Genomic DNA, 18451 nt, shown 5'->3' with positions numbered 1-18451 from the left:
AGACAGACAAAGCCAATCGAGCTTGTAACCTGGGCGCTAATCATAGCGTGCCGCGCACGGAGACGCAGGACCAGCCGGCGCAGGCATCCGCGGTCATACGCGGCTCTCGGGTCGCATGCGGATGCCTCAGTCTATCGCCGCTTCCGGCGTGTTTCCGAGGAAAAATTTGACCGCCTTTGCCGACATGACCGTCCTTCGCACAGCGTTACTGCTACTGCAACGATTGCCACGCCGACGGTCGCCAGGACGATAGCGGCACCGCACCGGTGCGCGTCGAGCTGCGCAATAAAGTTGCTGCACGCGTCGATGAGCGCTGCGATTTCCATGACAGAGAACATACGCCGTCGTATTGGGCACGCTCCCCGCACCGCCTTTACCGAACTACCCCTCGGTTGCTGCTCGCTCATCTCGTATCACAGTCCCGCCTCTTGGCGCTTGTTGAAGGTGATACGGATTTTTTTGCATGTCGCTGCGTTTTCCGATAGACGCCTGCCTCAGCCTGCCCAGCCCTGCCTTAGCCTGCCCTAACCTGCCTTACCCCGCTTGCTCAGAGAGCGCAGGCGTTCCGCCAGTGCCCTTCTGGTCAGCTTCTTTTTTGAGCCGCTCGCATCGGTCCACAACAGCGCGCCGTCGTCGTCCACACCATTCAGTGGTACTTCCTCTTCTATGGCCATTTCCCGAAGGCGAGTGAACACAACGTTGCTGTCGTGGCTCCCCGTGGCCGTGACAACACGTCGTATCACGGGCGTCAGTAGGCATCACGCTATAAACGCGAGAATGACGCGAACGCAGTATCAGCCCCCTCAATACGGCCGAACACCGATGCGAGGGTTCAGGCAGGCGTAGATGAGAGTACAGGCAATGAACACGAGCAGGAAGGTGGCTACCGCCTTGCCCACGTCGCCGGCCCGCTGCGTTTTGGTGAACAGAATGCTCCCGATGAGCACCAACGCGATACCCGTGAAGAAGTCGGTCGCCAGGCCGCCGGCGGTCTGACCATCCACAAAGCTGAGGTAGTCGTAGCTCAGTAGGCGATGGAGTTGGTCCACGCTCTTGAGGGAGAGCAGCGCACCAACGCTGAAGACCATGCCCGTCAGGGAGAGAATGGATGCCGCTGTCGCAAGCACGATTTGCGTCCACTTCTTCATAGGTTAGCCGACCGTATAGAAAGCTTCGGTTTGCGCATAGAGCAGGATGACGAGCAATGCAACGGCCCACCCGAGCACAAATGCGAAGCCCTTGCCGTCGCGCGCGCCGCGGAACACCAATCCACCCGCTGCCAAGCTGATGGCGGCCAACACCAAGACATAAAAACGGCTCGCCAGCAGTTCCGCGTCGGGTATCGCGCGGTCCAGTCGGTTAGCCCAGTGATAGGTGATTGGCTTCAATGCGAGGCCCCCTCCTATTACGGAAGGCTTAAAGAGCAATCCGATAGAGGGGGCACCAGCTACGACGTAGCACAGCATGAGCGCAGCAAGCACCGCGATGGTAAGTCTCAGTTTCATAGGTTGTTGAACTCGGCGAAGTTCCAGCGCACGTGCTTGTTCATGCCTCTCCAGACATCGGCGTCCCAGTCTCGATAGTCGCCGTAGAGACGCTGATACATCCACTTGCCATTGCGCTGCTCGTACACGGCATTCTGAACAGGGGAGCCCAGGTAGTTCGAGCTTTCCCGGTTGCCAGTATTCGTCGCGCGAATCCAGGGACCGAGTTCCAGATAGCTTGTCCACTTTCGGCGAGGTGTCTCGCCCGGTCCAGGGAAGTTGCCCTGCATGATTTCTACGTGCCCTGGACCCACCCCGGTTACGACCTGGATATGCCCGCCGTTAAATTCGACGAAGAGGTCGCCCGGCAACAGGTTGCTGTCAGCTACGGGAAGCGAGTTTTTCAGCACGTCGGGCGCCCCGCTGGCATAAGCAACATCAAGAGCAAATCCAGCCGGTGTCGGCGGAGCCGTCTTGTTTCCGGACTGATAGTCCATGTCGATGTTTTTAAAGACCGCGGAGCCGGTCTTGATTTTCAAGGGCAACTTGTTGCGGGAGGCAAACTCAATGAGAATTTCGAAGGCGAAATCCTCACAGGTAAATCGGTTCGTGTCATTTCCACCGGTAGGTGACCCGTCGATGGGTTCGCTCTCCAGCTTCGACATATCGACCTTTCGAGCCTGTATTTCCTTGGCCAGTGCGGGTACTGCAGCATGGTATTGAGCTATCCACTGGGCATTCCATTCATGCCGGTGAATCCAGTAGATTTTGTGTTGAACCGTGACGGCCTTACGTTCGTCCTTGGGGGTCATCAGCGCGTTGGCCAGTTGCATTACTCACTCCCTCCCGCCAAGTGAAGAAAGAACTGGACATCATGCGCTTGGTCGGCCGAGATGAGTTCGGTTTTCCCGTTCGCTGATGTAATGCCTTGCACGGTTTTTCCATCCGCGCTCTTGAGCATGTAAGGCAACCCTTCCACTGGCTCCCCGTCGCTGTTGATAATCCGAAAGTGCTGGTCGTGCGTCTTGAACGCGTGCTCAATCAGCTCGCCGCTTGGCGCAAAACCGAGGTCGGCCAAATGATTACTCTCGAAGGTCATGTACATGTCGGTTTGAGAGGCAATCATCACCGGGGGCGGGTCGCATTTACAGGCGCAGATGTCACCTTCCAGCGCTGGCTCCTTACCCATCATTGAACCCGGCCAGCGTGGCCCCGTCGGGACAATACGGCCGACGGATTTGCAGGCCGGACAAGTCACCTGCGCACCGAGAAAGGTCGGTTCGGTGCCGTGATGGGTCGTCATAGGCACCCCTTCAATCACCGTTCCGTTGGCAGACGACTTGTCGCCCACCATCAAGTAGCTGCGCCTCATGCTGGTGATACCTTTAAAAACGTTGAACAGGCTAGTGGCCGTAGAACCATCCTGGCTTCCCGCAAATCCGTTCTTGCCGGGAAACCAACAACTTCAGTCGTCGAGTCAAAGCTTTGCCAGTGGCGCGGGGGATACAAAATGCCACTGCTCGAACTCAGCGTCGTAGAGCGCCATCTGGTTGTACTCGCTCTCCGCCGGCGCGAGGCCGCCCATCTTTTGCACGGCCGCCGTAACGACTCGGTTGCGGCGCGTTTCAGGCCAGCCCATCATCGTGTTGAACGTCTCTCGGTACGCAAACAGGCCGGCGCTCATATATAGCTCGTCGAGAACTGCCGAGGGGCCCTGTTCAAGTCTGAACGCGATGTGATGAGCGTGCTCGGGTGGAACCTGCATCTCGTGATGCGAAGCGCAGGAGACAGGCTTGCCGTTGCGCCGGGCAATCAACTGGCCGTTCCGCGCCGGCCAGCCCAGGTGCACGTCGAGCGCAAGACGACCGTTGTTGTCGTCAATGAATGTCGTCGGAACGAATCCGCTAGCGGGAATTGCGTAGTAGCGTTTGCCTTGCTTCGAGGCGAAGATTGCGTCGAGCATGGCATCCACCGGCGAGAGGTATGCGCAGATTGCGTCGCCCCCATCGTGCCGTTCGCACAACACGTTGACCCAATTCGGATTGTCCGGACGAGGCTCATAGTTCGCCACCAGATACAGGAATGGCTCAGGGAAAAACACCTGCCCGGGCGAAAAATCGCTTTTTGATGTTTGGGTTATCAAGACGTCTCTCTACGTCGTGGCTGCCACGCGAATTATTAGGTCAGAAGAATAGGTTTGTCCATCAGACGACCGCATGCACAGGCCTACTTGCCAGCGAATTGACGAACTTTCACAATGCCCCATACTGGCGAGTTCGCGCCGTTCCGAGGGTAACGCAACGCCATCTCTCAATCGCGTCACGCGCGAACGTTCAGAGCAATGTCGAGGTCCTACCCGTCCGCCAGGACGGTCAACACCCGCAGGGCGACGGAAGCCTCTCGGCCAGAGTCGCAGGCCGGTGCCGACGCCGGACTGTGCCGTTTGGGAGGGCCGTGAACGGGGTACGCCGGTAGCCTTCCTTGTACCGTCCGGGGATGCACTCCGCAAGAGGCCTTGACGCCCGGTTTTCCGAATGACATTGAGGGACTGGCATGCCATCTGAAACGCAAAACTTCGAACGTGCAAAGCTCTACGAGGAAATCTGGTCCGAACCTGTCAGCAAGGTGGCGAAGAGGTATCAAATCTCCGACGTCGGTCTTCGAAAGATATGCGTCAACCTCAACATACCTGTTCCCCCCGTGGGTTACTGGGCAAAAGTCGCCGCCGGTCAGATTGTTAAGAAGCCATCCTTGGCGCCGACGAAAGGGCCGACAACGTACCAGCGCACCATATATAAAGACACGCTCGACGATGAACGTTCGACGCGCACTCAGGCTAGGATTGATGAGGATGCCGCTCACGCCCCCGAAGTACCGGTTGTCGCACCTCGTACCTCGGTCGATGATTGCCTGCCGCTCATCAAGCGTATGGCGAAAAAGCTTGGGGGCAAACAGCGAGATTCTCGAGACTGGCCCTATTGCGACGGCGCCGGGCTCATGCGTATCTCCGTTTCGGAGCAAAACTCATTGCGCGCGCTCCTCGTGCTAAACCAGCTACTGGAGACATTGTCGGCGGCAGGCTATCGACTTTCTACAGCGGGCAACGAGGAGGACTCCGCTTATGTTTCTGTCTTGGATGCCAAGCTAACGTTCCGCGTAAAGGAGCGGAGTCGGCAGGAGAAGGCTCCCCTCACACGAGAGCAAGCGGCTGAGAACAAACGGCTCGGATACAACTGGCACAGCCAGCGCTCCATCTATCACCCCACGAACGAACTTGAAATATCAGTATTCCGTCCCGGACACAGCTACGCCGAAGCAAGCACTGCTGATACACGAAGCGCTCCAATTGAGACAAAGATTCAGGCATTCGTTGGCAAGCTGCGTTGTCTGGTCATTCGAGCTTCCGTCAATGCAGAGATAGCTGCCGAACAACGAGTCATTGCGGAGGCCAAGGAGGCGGAACGTGCAAGACTTGAAGAAATTCGCCGGATAGAGCTGGACCGTTTGAAGCAGGTAGAGGAATGGGCATTGAAGCTCGACCGAGCCAACCGTCTGCGAGCACTTGCTTCCGAGTTCGAGTCAAAAAAGCTGACAGCGATGGGCGATGTCGTAGATGCAGCGTGGATACTGCGGGCGGCCGACTGGCTAGACCCGACCGTCGATTCCTACTGGGATACCGTGGACAATGTTCCGCCTCGATACGGCAATTGGTAGCCGTTTGCGGGCCAACTTATTGCGCCAGACCGACACGCTCGCAAGGGTACCGAGCCCCATCTTGCGTTCCCGACCACGGTCGAAGTGATAGTCACCCCTTCCGCGGTGAGCTGGCAGAATTAGCACTGCGATGAAGGACATACAGACATTTACACCTCGTACTAGTCGTCATTAGTCGTAGTGCAAATGTAAAGATTTGGCTCCGCGTCCAATCGGCGGAATCGCTCCTACCACATTAGACGCGGAAACAAGACTCTGAAACTACAGCGTGAGTCATTAACCAAAACTCGCTGTATGCTCCTCCAGAATCGCACGAAGCACCATAGCGCTCCGGACCGCGGCGACTTGCTGAACTGAATCATCTTTTCCGGCATCACCAAAATCACACACGCCCTTCACGACCAGCGCTTTGCAGTCTGTCGAGGCGAATGTAGCAGCAGCATATATGGCATACGCCTCCATCTCCAAGCCAAGTACATTGCGATGCTGGCGAACGATGGAATTCATAACATCGCCGTTCGCTACTACGCTTAGTCCGGACAACATTGGCCCGAGATGAACGTTCCATGCTGTCCCAGAAGATTGCATGTACTTCTCATCCAATTGCGCCCGCCACGCTGGCTTAGCTATCAGATTCCGGGTTGACAACACCAAGTCGGCCGCGGCTCGACACGGTTCAGGGGCGTGAAGCAATTCTGCGGCTCCGTCGGACTCAGCAATCTTTCCACCTTGCCACTCCCAACTCTGGGTGCCGACGATAACATCCCCGAGACCAACTTTGTCGCGCCGCCCGGCACAAATGCCACTCATCGCAAGAATCTTCGGTCGAAACCGCGCGATAAATCGCTCCGCGAGAATCCCTGCGGCAGTCAGCCCCATCTGCCATGAGTATCCAGCCACGACCCTAAGGGTCCGCCCATTGAATTGCACATCACCACGCCAAGACAAAGTGCGCCCATCTATCGGATGGGGTCCGCTCAGCTCCGGAAATACTCTGCGCAAAGCGGTAAATTCTGGGTCCGCCAGCGCAGTGAGTAGGACCACATCAGCTGTCTCTAACGGTGTGACGTCAGGAGCCACTCTACGGATGTGCCGCAGAAAATCCCGTAACGACTGAGACCACTGGTTTGAACTGGCAGAATATTCAAGAAGGGCCCATCCCTGGCGCTGGAAAAGCGCCGACTGGTTCCCGTACACTTCAGGAACGCCGGTCAGGCCAACCACGTATGATGGTCGCTTACAGGCGTCATCCAAAAGAATTTCTTTAAGAAGATAGACTCCTCCGTCGCTATTCTCGCTTTCACCGTCCCGCATTGGAACCTGGACATCCAAGACAAGCAAAGCGAATTGCTCGTCCGACATCAATGCTCTTGCGGCAGCGACATTCTTCGCCCGTACAATATCCTCATGACGAAGTCCTTCTTCTTCAATGACGCGCGCAACACGTTCGAACTTGTCGTCACTATCTTCAAGGACAATTATTCGCAATTTCTCACCTTATTCGCAACTTCCCGCACTTGTTTTCGCCACTCATCAGACGCCACCGTGTACTGCGCAAGCGCCGCAAATTGGGCGCCAAATTCGGCTTTTAGTCGGTCGTCCAGCGTCTTGATATCAACCAGCGCCGACCCCTCTCTTAATGCTTCAAACTGTGTGAGTACGAGAACGGGCGTCGCGGGACTAAGTTGCTGCAGATATCGAAACACAGCGATTCCTCCCAGCCCCTGTGCCGCGTCTGCCCCGCCATCATAGTTTGGAAGAGCCATATCAAGAATCACTAGGTCAAAAGATTGCTCGTCAATTTTGTTGATTCCTCCCACGACCGAGCTCGCTATCACAACGTCTGCGCACCACCCCTCGTCGTTAAGGAATGAAACGATTTGCCGGCGCTTGTATTCGTCATCTTCGACTAGGAGAACATTAAGATTCATCTGCCAACTCCGCCATCCGAAGGGTGTTTATCAGAAAGGTAAGAGCACATTCGATGGAAACCACTCCATCATTCGATATATCAAAAGCCACTCTTCCGCCGCGGAACTGCCCAGTATCCGACTGAGCGATGCGAACCAGTTTAACCAACCCAGTTCCGCCCTCGCCGACAAGCGCGTCGCCTGAACGCTCGCTTGAAATCTTCGCTCGTGCTTCTTCGAAGCCTGCGCGGACCGCGTCAACGGATTTCGTCTCTGCAATCGTGTTTTCGACACGCATGTTCAGCGTCACACGGTTTCCGATTTCGAATGTCCATGCCCAAACGATTTTGACCTTGGCACCACTGACATGCCCAGAGTGCCTATACACGTTATCGAAGATGATGAAGAGCGCGTCGCTCATACGCGGGAGCAAATGGGAACTGATGAAAACGTCCGCATCCGATTCGCCATGCTGTTCGACATCGAGAGTGAACCCAGGCCTTGCATTCTTAAATACACGCAACGCTACTTCCAAGACCTGCTCAAAACGAAGCTCCACTTCGTCACGCAGCGGCTCGAAGGGCACGAACCAGTTTGCTACGACAGCAACCGCATCTTGCAGTCCCCTAACGCTATTGTTGATGCATGTCACCAGGTTCGCCCTATCTTGTGCATCCAATCCGCACTGGTCCAAAGCTCTACGCAACGTATCAAATAGTTTCTCGCAATCTTGAGTAAACTGCCCCCTCAGAAATTTCCTGACGTCTTCCAGTGAAACGTCGAGTACGTCCTCGAACGCCGCCCAACAGGCCTCGAAGAATTGCTCAAATGTTTCAGCGCCCTCCCATTGATGGTAATAGACATCCCAGGCAGGCTTGGTCATGCCGATTGCGAATATCCCCTTTGGCTTGTCCTTGCTCCTTATCTGAACATACTCTTTGCGCAGTGCCTCAAGAGACGCATCGAATTGCTCTTGGAAAAGAGTCAAATGAGTCAGCAATTGATTCACGGACTCAGTTGTCGAGCTCTTTAGTGTCGCCTTCCACTCTGTTTCGAGCACGCTACCCGCGAAAGCTCCTTGCGACACTAGCCGCCCTCGCTCTAGCGGCGCTCGCAGATAGCCCGACAGCGAGCCGTGACGAATACGAAGACTGAGAAAGTGGTCGAGACCGTCGTCCTGCTTCCAAAAGCACTCGCTGAATATCGATGCTCCCAAAGCGAAAAGCGGGTCTTTCATATGTTGCTCGATGGAATCGCTCGAATTACCGGACCCGGACCGCGCCTCCGTCAATGAGGCCTTAATCTGAGCAATCGACGGCGCCAATAATGCGACACGACTCGTTTTCAGACGAAGGAATTGTTCCCGACACTCTCTTTCTGCCCAGCGCCGAAGGCCGTCCTTATCCGCAAATATTCGTGCTGTCTCAATCTCGCGCTCTACCTTGCGAGCAAATTGCCCCTCGGTAATTCGGCGAATCTCGGCGACTATTTCATCTTTGTTTGTGCCAGCGACATCTAACAGGGCTTGGCATACTTGCAGTCGCGCTGTATCGACAGCATCTGAGGTCTTCAAAAAACCAACGAGCCTCAGATTCTTCGGAACCATTACACGCCATAGGATAAAGCTGACTCTTCGGTCCCCTCCCGGTATCCGCTCAAGCAATTCAGCGAGTGATTCACATTTGAAATGAGCAAGCAGCTTTTTGCAAACCAGCTCAAGATTAAATTTTGTCTTGGATTCTCGCTCTCCTCGGGATGTGTAATGAAGGCCAATAGCAAGGTCCAACAGGTCAAAATCCTGCAAATCGGACCAACTTCGCTCATTACCGACAAGGCTATCGAAAGGCAGGATTTCTGCGAATCCCGGCCACCTAAGCACTACTTCGACGCTCGCGCGAAGCGCCGCGCTTTCGTCGAACGAGCGCTCAGCAATGGAAACGCGTAGGATTTGCAGCCCCAAATTGAGCTGGTCTGATGTCTGCAGGAAATCATTAAGCGGCCCGAGCGCTTGTTCGTACCGTTCCTCCTGAGCTAATTGGACCGCCGTCTTATAGAGCGCGTACTCGCGAGATGCCGGCTCGTAGAGTTGCAACCACGGATACGCCGCATCCATAGCATCAACCCCACTTTCATGCTCTTTCTCAGGCTCGTAGTACGCCGCCTCCCATCGCGCAAATCCTCGTTCGGCAACATCGGTAACGACCAACCCTTGGAGCCACGCATCCAATGCAGTTGCCCACGGCAGAAACTGGTGCTTTGCAGCGAAGGTCCGCAAATTGTAAAGGGACTGCATCGCAGACGTTTGCCCAGTGAGGATACGCAGCGTCTCTGCCTCTATTTGCTGTTCTGTAAGCGATAAAGGTCCAGCATCGGATTTTCGGAACAATGTCTCATCAGGGAAGAGTCTGTGCAGGCAACGGAGAGTCACAGCGCCGAATCGCGGCCTCGGGCTTCCAATCAGTCGATAAGGTACAGCGCTGTTGCTTGGCGAGCCGAATGCCTTTCTCAGTGCCTCGATGCTGGCGCTCGGAATTGTGCCAAGAATTCCAATTGCATTACGCAGTATCGTATTTTCCGGGCCAAACTGGGGCCATTTAGCCAAACCGTACAATGCGACCAATACACCTTCGAAAGCGTCGATGTAGCTGAATGCACTTTCGCGGCGCAAGAAATCAGATACGGCTTCGGGAGAGGCGTGGTTCCCGAGCAACTTTACGCGAAGATAGTTGCACAGGGCGGGAGTGTCTTCGAATGAGTCAATCTCAGGCTGCGCACGCTTGGCGAAGCCTGCGAGTGTCGAATTCTGCTCGTACAAGTCGCAAAATTTATGGCCCACATACCAAACGAGCCCTGCCCCCTCATCACGAAGCTGAGCCACTAGGTCCGGGAGAATGTTGCTATCCGGGGCAATTTTAGATAGGCACGCGATTTTGGCTTCGAGGTTCCAGAGAGACGGCCCATGCGTGTTAAGGTGGTCGTCAATCACATCCAACGCCGCGTCGTAGGAGCCGACATTAAACAACGCAGTCAGCTTGCCGATTGATTCCAAATGTGCTTCTATCTGAACACTCAGAGGAACCAATTGCAAGGCAGCCCAGTAAATCTCATGCTCGACGCCGACTCGGTGCATGAGGCCCGTTGCCTGTAAGTTCTGCCAGCTTTGAGGACGCCCCGGAATCAAGCCGTTCCCTGGCCGGCTATATATCCGTCTGGCTTTGGCGATTAGGTCCTGGTAACGACTAGGGGGAATGCTTGCACGGATTTCCCCAAGTGTACGTTTGAATCTAGTCGGGCTTTGCGCTGCTCCCCGAAGCCGGTTTGCTACGGCGTCCTTCATCTATTTGCCTCTTATCGTCGTATTTTTCTTGCTTGGTCGTTACGCCACTTCAGAATTCTACCGCATCACTTCCGCCAGCTATGCCGCTCCGGCTATGTTGCGACGGCCGTCCCCCGACGAAACGGGCAACTCCGCGGTTAAAAGAATAGCGAAGCGTAGGCCTTGTATGGGTGGACGCTAGGCGACAAACCGAAGGGGCGGAGTCAAAAGACGCCTGACTCCGCCGCGCAAGACTATTCGTCGAAAGCCAAACCTGCGACAGAAGCTTCTATGAGCAGTGTTACCGACCACAGACGGTTGTAAGCGGCATAGGATTCGCGTAGTGATTTTTCAAGAATACTGTGCGGACGTTAATTCACGGGCCGATTTTACTCGCCGCGTCGGCAATGCGGATTCAGCGTGGACTCTCAGCCGGCGTCGTAGTCATCCATTGCGGCAATGAAAAACACAACCTTCAGAGAAGGTCCGGGTTGAGACAACGCTTCGAAAACTACCGGAATTTGACCTGTACCTTGCGGCTCATCAGCCGACCACGTGAGCCTGCCACGAGGCGACCATCACGTAGCAACCCGTACCGGCTCCGATAGATGGACAGGTTTCCGTTTGAGACCGCGTCGACTTCCTTCGGCTCCTCGACTTCGATACACACCTTCGCGTTCACGCTCTGCGCAGCGCGCGCCAGGGCGCGGGCCAGGAGCGCGCTCGTGGACCTCGCTGCCAGAAGCGGCGAATTGAAGGTCAACGTACGCGCATGGCAAACCGAGGCGATGTGCATCAGCTCGTCGACCTGAGCCCGAAGTGCCGCGACGTCGCGGGGCTGCAAGCTCGTATCGGGCAGATGCACGCGCAACTCGCGACCATAGCAGGACGTCACAATCATCGACGCCTTGCGAGGGTGCAGCCGGAAATACATGCTTTGCAGCGGCAAGAAGGTCACCAGCAGCAGGGCTGTTGCAAGGTCGCTTCTGGGGTTCAGCCACGCAAATACGCTAGAGGTCGCCATACAGGCAAGCGTGACGTAAAGAGCGTTCACGCGCGCGAAACCCATGAATGCCACCCGCTGCACAGGGGTAGAAATCCACCAGTCCAGCACGCGGCCCACTACTTTGTGTCCGAGCGAAAGGACACCGGACATCAGGCGGCCGAAACTGAAGCCAATCGTCTCGATTCCACACGCAAGAATGTTGGTTCTCGTCACCGTATTTCCTCACCAAGTTGAAATGGCACACGGTAATGCAAAGAAAGAAGCTTTCCCCTTGCACCATTGGCAAACCATCGCCTTTCTGAAATAACGGCTGCCAAGAGGAATTCTTTAGCCAGCGAACGTAGCAGAAACTGGAGCCCGTCATGCTATCTGGCATGCGTCTAGAGTCGGATAGCAGGCCCCGTGCTCCAGACGGATTGAATTGTCTCGTCGGCGCACTATCTTGTCTGGTCCGCCCCGTCCGAGTGCCTGCACCACTGATGCGCGCGGTGACTCAAGAAACACATTGGCACTAGCAGCAGGTGGCGGGGCAGTTCAATCTGGCGTAGCACACAGCATCTAGTTATCGTTTAGTTTTGCAAAATGTATAACTCTTATTGCGTAATTCGCAAGTAGATTGATTGCCTTGGCCCAAGGTGCTCCGTATTGCAGGCTCATTTAGAAGGAGCGAGCGAAATACTTGAACGGGAGCAGCGCATTTGCTAGATTCAGAATCGGGCGCAACGCCCGGTTGACCCATATCGCACTCAACGATGCCATACGGCCCCATCACCAGGCCCGCCTCGCCTATTTATGAGAGGGTACGTTGGCGAGGATGCGATGCAGTACGAACCGAAATACTTGATTTGCTCCCTGAGGACCGACATTGGTCCATTATGCGCGCGGCGGAGCGGTTTAAATAGGGCGGCATCAAGCGAGGGTTGCCGCTTGACGGCCGAACAAACCCACTGGCTGGTCCGGTTGTTGGCATGCCGGCTCGGCCGCTCCATATTAAGTTTGCTGACCGAGAACCGGCATGTGTGGCGTCCCGTTGACTCGGCTGGAACCGGTCGTTCGTCCCCCCGCCTATTCGAGACCCGCACCTATCCTGCCTTTGCCTCTTGGAGCGTAATCGGTTCGACCGTCCTCGCCCAGCGCGCTGGTACGCGAAGCAACTGCGAGGGGCTTTACGCAACCAACATGTACAGAGTGGACGATGGCGCGGCTTTTAGTCGGGCGACCACCCTCCTTCACTCGAGGGGACATTGAATGCACCTCATTTCCTCCACCGAGGACTTCGTACTCACGGCTCGGTCGGTTCAAGGGTTTCCCATCATTCTCTGGGAAAACATGCTCAGCTGCGAACCGGCAAACGCATTCCTCCGCTACTACCTTACGCGGGGTGCGATTGGCTCTCGAAAATCATGGGGACAAACAGGCCAGGCTCTCTACGACTATTTCGGCTTTCTCGAAGCGCATGAACTCTCCTGGACCGATACGAACCGTGGCGAAGAGAAAGGTCTCATAGCAGCATACCGTGACTACTGCTTTGAAGTTGCAAAGCTCAAGCGCAACACGGTGAGGCAGCGTCTGCTCTATGTGTGCGAGTTCTACAAGTTCGCGACGCGTCGCGGTTGGGTCCCGAACCTTCCCTTCGAATACGAAGAAAGAATGGCGGCTTCACCAGCTGACAGTTATTTAGCAAACCCTACTAATTCGGGCCGTGTCGTTTCCGCGCCGTCAGTAATGCCACGTCGGCATCGTACGCTGAAGAAGTTCCTAAGTAAGGAGCAGGTGAAAACGCTCCTCGCGGCGACCGACAACCCGCACCATCTAATGCTCATACGCCTCGCCTTGCACACCGGCCTGCGGCGCGAGGAATTGGCCACGTTCCCACTTGCGTATGTCTTCGACCCGGATAAGGCGGGAGCAACTGGGAGGAACATCCAAGTGACCCTGGACCCGACCGATGGTTCGGGGATGAGGACAAAAGGCAGTAAGGCGCGTGTTATCACCATGAGTCGCAGGTTCATGAAGGAGCTTTATCGATACGCCATGCATTGGCGAGGCGAGCGTGCCTCACAAGCGCCCGACGAGCTAGCACCGCTTTTCCTCAATCAGTTCGGACAGCCATGGGCCAACGACGGAAAAGGTATCGAAGCTGTTGTGCGGAAGATTGGGGCGAAGGTCGGTATCAAGACTTACCCGCACATGCTGAGGCACACCTACGCAACCCACACGCTCATGGCTATGCAGCGACACCGAGGCGATAACCGCATAGAGCCTTTGGTTTTCCTCAAGTTGCAACTTGGGCATACCTCCATGGCAACAACCATGGAGTACCTGCACATCGTTGATGAGCGTGCAGACGATGCCGTGCTCGCCTACGACGACGAGCTCAACGATTGGATGGAACAACAAGGCTGATGGGCAAACGTAAATCGTTCATAAAGACCGACCTTACGACACCTGTCATTGGGTACATACGCGACTCGGCCGGTGCGGCAATGGTGCCACCCGACGTTATCCCGCCGGCGGAGACTGAAGTCGAATTCCATCGCGGGGTTGGTGGCGGCTCGAAGCGATTCGACTTTCGGCGATGGTATGGGGCAGGCATCGACTCGGTCGCTTACTCCTGCCAACGCCAGATTGAACGATTTCTCGACGGTCAGGACAAGGAGCTAACTGATTTGACGATTCGCACCCTATGTCAATCTGGGTTGGCCGGTTTCCTTGATTATTTGATGCAACTTGCTATCGCACTCAACCGGGACCTCACCTTGACGGATATCTGTCGGGAGACCATCGACGGTTATCTGATGGCTTTGCGAGACACTGGAATTTCAAGGCGCGCGCAGAAAGACCAGTATTCCAACACAAAGTCCGTGCTGAAAGCTTTGTGCAGTCGAGGTGTTATTCAGGAAGTCCGCACCGGAGATGCGGCGACGTTTCCAAGAAATCCGTTTCCAGGGGTGCACAAAGGGATAAAGGGCGAGCGTCCGCTACCCAAGGCTCAGCGACAAGCGTTTGTAGCCGCAATCCGGGCAGCGACGATGCCTCTATTCTCAGACAACATCGCGCCAACTTCTGAATTGCTAGCATATGCACTGCTATGCATTGCACTGCACACCGGTCGTAACACTTGGCCACTGTTGGAGCTCGGCAGAGATTGCCTGCACCCGCACCCGAGGGACGGTATGCTTTTCCTAGTTCTCTACAAACGCAGAGGGCATTCAACCAATAAGGTCCCGCTACGGGCTGAGGACGATTCGGACTTGAGCATCGGCTCCATGCCTACTGTTCGCCCAAGCGTCGCTCGTTTAATCAGACGTGTGCTACAACTTACCGAACCTCTGCTCGACGGCGCTCCCGAACATGCGCGAAATCGACTTTGGTTGTATCAAATGCGCAGTCCAGGTGGTGGAGTCGGTTACACCGGCATGATTACCGCCCTAACCACTTCAACACTAGAAAGGGCCATAAAGTTATTGGTGAAACGATACGCACTGGTCGACACAGATGGTTCGCCGCTGCGCCTCAATGTCAGTCGGCTGCGCAAGACGTTTGTCAACAGAATATACGAAATTCTCGATGGAGACATCGTGTCAACTGCAGTCGCGGCCGGCGATAGCGTTGCTATAACGGACGTCCACTATCTTCGACCGGGGGAATTGGCCCGTAAGAACTGGAAGTTCATGGGCATCGCCTTGGTGACTGAACTATTGACAGCAACAATAGGCGCTACCGAACGCACCCCTATGGGTCGTTGCTCCGACCCTGTACACGGTGAACATGCCCCGAAGCGAGACGGGACGATATGCATGAGTTTCCTCAACTGCATCCGCTGCAGAAATTATGTCGTCACAGGGGATGACCTTTACCGCGTTTTCAGTTTTTACTGGCGAATTATGTCTGAGCGGACGCGTATGCCTAAAAAACAGTGGCATCGTCAATTTAATCACATTGTTCGGCTTATTGACCGAGATGTGATTGACGCCGGCCTGGCAAAAGGTGTGTTCGAAAAGGACCTTGTGGAGAGGGAACGCGAGCGGGCACGACACAGTCCCCATACGTTTTGGCAAAGCGAAACCATTATTTCGGAATTAGCAGGCACAAATGTATGACTACTTCTGAAGCCAAGCTATCCTCTCAGGGTTCGATGCTCGAACAAGCGAGTGACGTCAGAGGCCTGACCGTAGACGAGCGCAATCGATTGATTGTCTCTATGCGGAAGGTCAATGGTACTTGGGTTATTGTTAGCCGTTACGGCGACGCTATCTGGTGGCTGACTGGGGCGACCACAAATACTCAAAAGGCTGATACAAAGCTCGACTTCAGAACAATACCTGATGCGTTTCGGGATGTAACTAAGGCCATGATGTATCGTCTCATGAGGCGCGGACGCGCCGGGCGAAGGGTGCCGAATGCGGTCTCTCTAAGCACGAGCATGTGGTCAGTTCGCCTCTTTATTGAGTATCTAACGAATCTGAAAATATCAAGCCTAACGGAAGTGTCCCAACTCGTGTGCGCAAATTACTCGCAGACCTGCAAGACCCGCTCTGGACGCCCCGTCGCCGGTGAGACTCTTCGCAAACGATTGTTAGCAGTTGAAGCTATTTATGAACTAAGCCAATACACTGATTCTCCAATGCCGGCGTACCCATGGTTTGACCAGACACGTAACATAGGAAATCATTACAGCAAAATTAAAACGCCATTGATACCAGACAATATTTTCACATCTCTCTTCATGAGAGCGTGGAATGTTGTACAAGGAGCGGACAGACTTCTGACATTACGCGACGAAATGTCATACATCACCGCGAGAAGCGCACACGTTACTCGAACAACCTCGAAGAAGTGGAGAAATGACCGACTTCGTGAACTTGAATTCGAAGGTGGCATAGCACAACTCAACAGCTCGCTCTTAGAAATTAGGTGCGCAGCGTATATTGTCATCGCCAGCGTTAGCGGCTGCCGCAATCACGAACTCGCGTATCTGCGCACCAACTCATACTACAGCACCGAAGATGACGAGGGCGAGCGTTATTGGTGGATGCGCTCCAAGTCTACAAAGACCTATGAGGGCAATACGGAGTGGATGATTCCAGAGGCGGCAATACCCGCCCTAAAAGTCATGGAGCGCTGGTCTGCACCTTACCAAGCAATGTTGCGCCAAGAAATAGAGATGCTTCGTGCACATGACCCACTAGACTTCCGGATTGCCGAGGCCGAGGAGCATCTGGATGCGTTGTTCGTCGGCATCGATGGCAAGCATTCAAACCGGGTAAGGACTCTATCAGTTAAGCAATTAAACGGGCAGTTGCGGGCATTCTCCAAAAACTGTGGTCTTGAATGGGATTTGGCGTCTCACCAGTTCCGTCGAAAATTCGCGAACTATGCAGCCCGCAGCAAATTCGGAGACCTGCGCTACCTCAAAGAGCACTTTAAGCACTGGTCTATGGATATGACGCTCGGCTATGCTCTTAACGAGTCGCAAGAAATGAGCTTATACATTGAAATCGAGAATGAATTTGATGATATCAAGGAATCCGTTGTTACAAATTGGCTTGACTCGTCCGCGCCCTTGGCGGGAGGGTACGGTCGAAGCATCATGGACTGGCGAGCCCGGTCAGAAAGCATCGTCATATTCAAGAACCATGCTCATATGGTGAAGTCAATTGCTCAAAGCACGGCGATTAGAAGCAACGGCCATGCATGGTGTACAGCAGACGACACCCTATGTGTAGGCAACACTTTGGAGCGGACCCGATGTGCCGGCGGGTGCAACAATGCGGTGATTGGCCGACAGCATGCCGCGATTTACCAAGGTCTATACGACCAACTCGCAACATTAAGAGACTGCGATGACATCGGCAGAGGCGGCGCAGCTCGAGTCCAGCGCGACTTAGACCGTTGCTCCAAAGTCCTGGAGTTACTTGGATATTCCCCTATCGGAAGACGCACATGAAACGCCAGCGCCAGAACTCGGACAATCGCATCAAACAGCTTCGGCTTGCAATTTTGCGCATCGAGCGTGGGCGAGCACAGACAAAAACCGACAAGCTCAGCATCTCCGCGGTAGCAAGGGAAGCAGGCGTTTCGCCCTCCCTCATCCACAATCACTACCCCGATATCGCGGAGGAGATTCGCCTTAGACTTGGGGCTTCGAGCCGTCAGCAGAGAGATGCGAAGCACGAGAAACTCAAACAAATTCGCGAATCGAATAAGGTGCTGCGCAAAGAACTTGCGGAGATGCGGCGGCAAATTGCAAAGCTAGCCAGCATCAACGAAACGCTGATACTCGAAAATCAAGCGCGGAGGGCCGCTACAGCCGAGAACACAACCATATTAACCATCCCAGTCTCAAAAAAATACGGCAATAATTAAAGCAGAAAAACTACGCACAGGAGACTCCAATTCAGCCTCAAAGCCTAGATTAATCATCAATAACTGCTATCTGGTCGACTATGCTTTTTACCAATGGGGTGACTCCCAGGATTTCGCGGAGAGTTCCCTTTCTCTTACGCATTAGCTGAGAAGTCGATATACGCTCTGCTAGCATTGTTGCTTTGGGTTGCAGCTGACCTTGCACGATGAATCTCTCGTCTACTTTTTTCCCAAAAATCTTACGCGCCACATCGATGGTCTGAAAAAACATCACCTCCAGCTCCGGAACAATAACGGCAACATCAAACTTTGCCCCTCTGGATGCCAAAGATAGGCTCTGTCGCACGAAGTCAATACGCTCAAGTGTCGTAGCTGTGTCCAATGTGTCTGCATCCTCGACCAGTAGCAGCGGCAATGAGTACATTGAAAGTAACGACCGCGCCCTCGACACTCCAACGCTTTTACCTTCGCTGGCAAAAAATCGAGATGTCGATACAATTTTCTCTGGTAATACAGCACTAAGGAGTAAGCACCCGGTAAAGGCACCGAGGCTCGGGAGGTGCCGCTGATCAAGCCACGGCGAGCGTCCAGCGATGCGGAAGCAGCGACGCGATGTCGTTGGCACGATGCGTGGGCAGTCGGGTGAGCACGT

At 54.7% G+C, this 18451-nt stretch carries 15 protein-coding genes; 5 read left to right on the top strand and 10 right to left on the bottom strand.

Annotation, left to right across the window (positions count from 1 at the left end):
* Nucleotides 1-803 precede the first annotated feature (803 nt).
* From E9536_RS25965 to E9536_RS25945, 5 genes are all read right to left on the bottom strand, one after another.
* A complete protein-coding gene (locus E9536_RS25965) occupies nucleotides 804-1148 on the bottom strand; it encodes a hypothetical protein (protein WP_136471150.1) in 345 nt (114 codons plus the stop codon).
* A gap of 3 nt (nucleotides 1149-1151) precedes the next feature.
* Nucleotides 1152-1388, bottom strand: coding sequence for a hypothetical protein (locus E9536_RS25960; protein WP_168799571.1), 237 nt, complete (start codon nucleotides 1386-1388; stop codon nucleotides 1152-1154).
* A gap of 113 nt (nucleotides 1389-1501) precedes the next feature.
* On the bottom strand, nucleotides 1502-2317 hold the full coding sequence (locus E9536_RS25955) for a hypothetical protein (protein ID WP_136471145.1): 816 nt from the start codon (nucleotides 2315-2317) through the stop codon (nucleotides 1502-1504).
* Nucleotides 2317-2856 (bottom strand): PAAR domain-containing protein, encoded by a 540-nt coding sequence (locus E9536_RS25950; RefSeq protein ID WP_059689124.1) that lies wholly within the window; start codon nucleotides 2854-2856, stop codon nucleotides 2317-2319. The genes E9536_RS25955 and E9536_RS25950 overlap by 1 nt, the downstream gene beginning before the upstream one ends.
* Nucleotides 2857-2961: 105 nt before the next feature.
* Nucleotides 2962-3627, bottom strand: coding sequence for a hypothetical protein (locus E9536_RS25945; protein ID WP_247873506.1), 666 nt, complete (start codon nucleotides 3625-3627; stop codon nucleotides 2962-2964).
* A 410-nt stretch (nucleotides 3628-4037) separates the two neighbouring features.
* On the opposite strand from E9536_RS25945, the gene E9536_RS25940 reads away from it, so the two are divergent.
* Entirely contained in the window at nucleotides 4038-5198 is a 1161-nt protein-coding gene (locus E9536_RS25940) for a hypothetical protein (RefSeq protein ID WP_136471143.1), read from the top strand.
* 276 nt (nucleotides 5199-5474) lie between these two features.
* Here E9536_RS25940 and E9536_RS25935 read toward each other — a convergent pair whose 3' ends face one another.
* The 4 genes from E9536_RS25935 to E9536_RS25920 all read right to left on the bottom strand — a co-directional run bounded on the left by E9536_RS25935 (nucleotide 5475) and on the right by E9536_RS25920 (nucleotide 11643).
* A complete protein-coding gene (locus tag E9536_RS25935) occupies nucleotides 5475-6686 on the bottom strand; it encodes a hypothetical protein (RefSeq protein WP_136471141.1) in 1212 nt (403 codons plus the stop codon).
* A complete protein-coding gene (locus E9536_RS25930; RefSeq protein WP_136471138.1) occupies nucleotides 6677-7129 on the bottom strand; it encodes a response regulator in 453 nt (150 codons plus the stop codon). The genes E9536_RS25935 and E9536_RS25930 overlap by 10 nt, the downstream gene beginning before the upstream one ends.
* Nucleotides 7119-10238, bottom strand: coding sequence for a hypothetical protein (locus E9536_RS25925; protein WP_136471135.1), 3120 nt, complete (start codon nucleotides 10236-10238; stop codon nucleotides 7119-7121). The genes E9536_RS25930 and E9536_RS25925 overlap by 11 nt, the downstream gene beginning before the upstream one ends.
* 697 nt (nucleotides 10239-10935) lie before the next feature.
* On the bottom strand, nucleotides 10936-11643 hold the full coding sequence (locus E9536_RS25920; protein ID WP_136471132.1) for a hypothetical protein: 708 nt from the start codon (nucleotides 11641-11643) through the stop codon (nucleotides 10936-10938).
* A gap of 1035 nt (nucleotides 11644-12678) precedes the next feature.
* Between E9536_RS25920 and E9536_RS25915 the strand changes: the two genes are divergently transcribed.
* From E9536_RS25915 to E9536_RS25900, 4 genes are read left to right on the top strand one after another with little or no spacing between them, the layout of a single operon-like run.
* On the top strand, nucleotides 12679-13836 hold the full coding sequence (locus tag E9536_RS25915) for a site-specific integrase (protein ID WP_136471130.1): 1158 nt from the start codon (nucleotides 12679-12681) through the stop codon (nucleotides 13834-13836).
* Nucleotides 13836-15533, top strand: coding sequence for a hypothetical protein (locus E9536_RS25910; protein ID WP_136471128.1), 1698 nt, complete (start codon nucleotides 13836-13838; stop codon nucleotides 15531-15533). The genes E9536_RS25915 and E9536_RS25910 overlap by 1 nt, the downstream gene beginning before the upstream one ends.
* Nucleotides 15530-17380: an integrase gene (locus E9536_RS25905; RefSeq protein ID WP_136471126.1), complete on the top strand. Its 1851-nt coding sequence runs from the start codon at nucleotides 15530-15532 to the stop codon at nucleotides 17378-17380. The genes E9536_RS25910 and E9536_RS25905 overlap by 4 nt, the downstream gene beginning before the upstream one ends.
* Nucleotides 17377-17799 carry a TetR family transcriptional regulator gene (locus E9536_RS25900; protein ID WP_136471125.1) on the top strand — a complete coding sequence of 141 codons (423 nt, stop codon included), beginning with the start codon at nucleotides 17377-17379 and terminating at the stop codon, nucleotides 17797-17799. Before E9536_RS25905 ends, E9536_RS25900 begins: the two co-directional genes overlap by 4 nt.
* 49 nt (nucleotides 17800-17848) lie before the next feature.
* On the opposite strand, the gene E9536_RS41905 is transcribed toward E9536_RS25900, so the two are convergent.
* Nucleotides 17849-18451, bottom strand: a 603-nt coding sequence (locus tag E9536_RS41905; RefSeq protein WP_211097494.1) for a hypothetical protein, incomplete at its 5' end; no start/stop codon positions are given.

Origin of the sequence: Burkholderia sp. LS-044 (assembly GCF_004803625.1) — a bacterium.
GTDB classification, from domain to species: Bacteria; Pseudomonadota; Gammaproteobacteria; order Burkholderiales; family Burkholderiaceae; genus Burkholderia; species Burkholderia cepacia.
The sequence above is the reverse complement of the archived record's forward strand: the minus strand, read 5'-3'. Positions and strand labels throughout refer to the sequence as shown.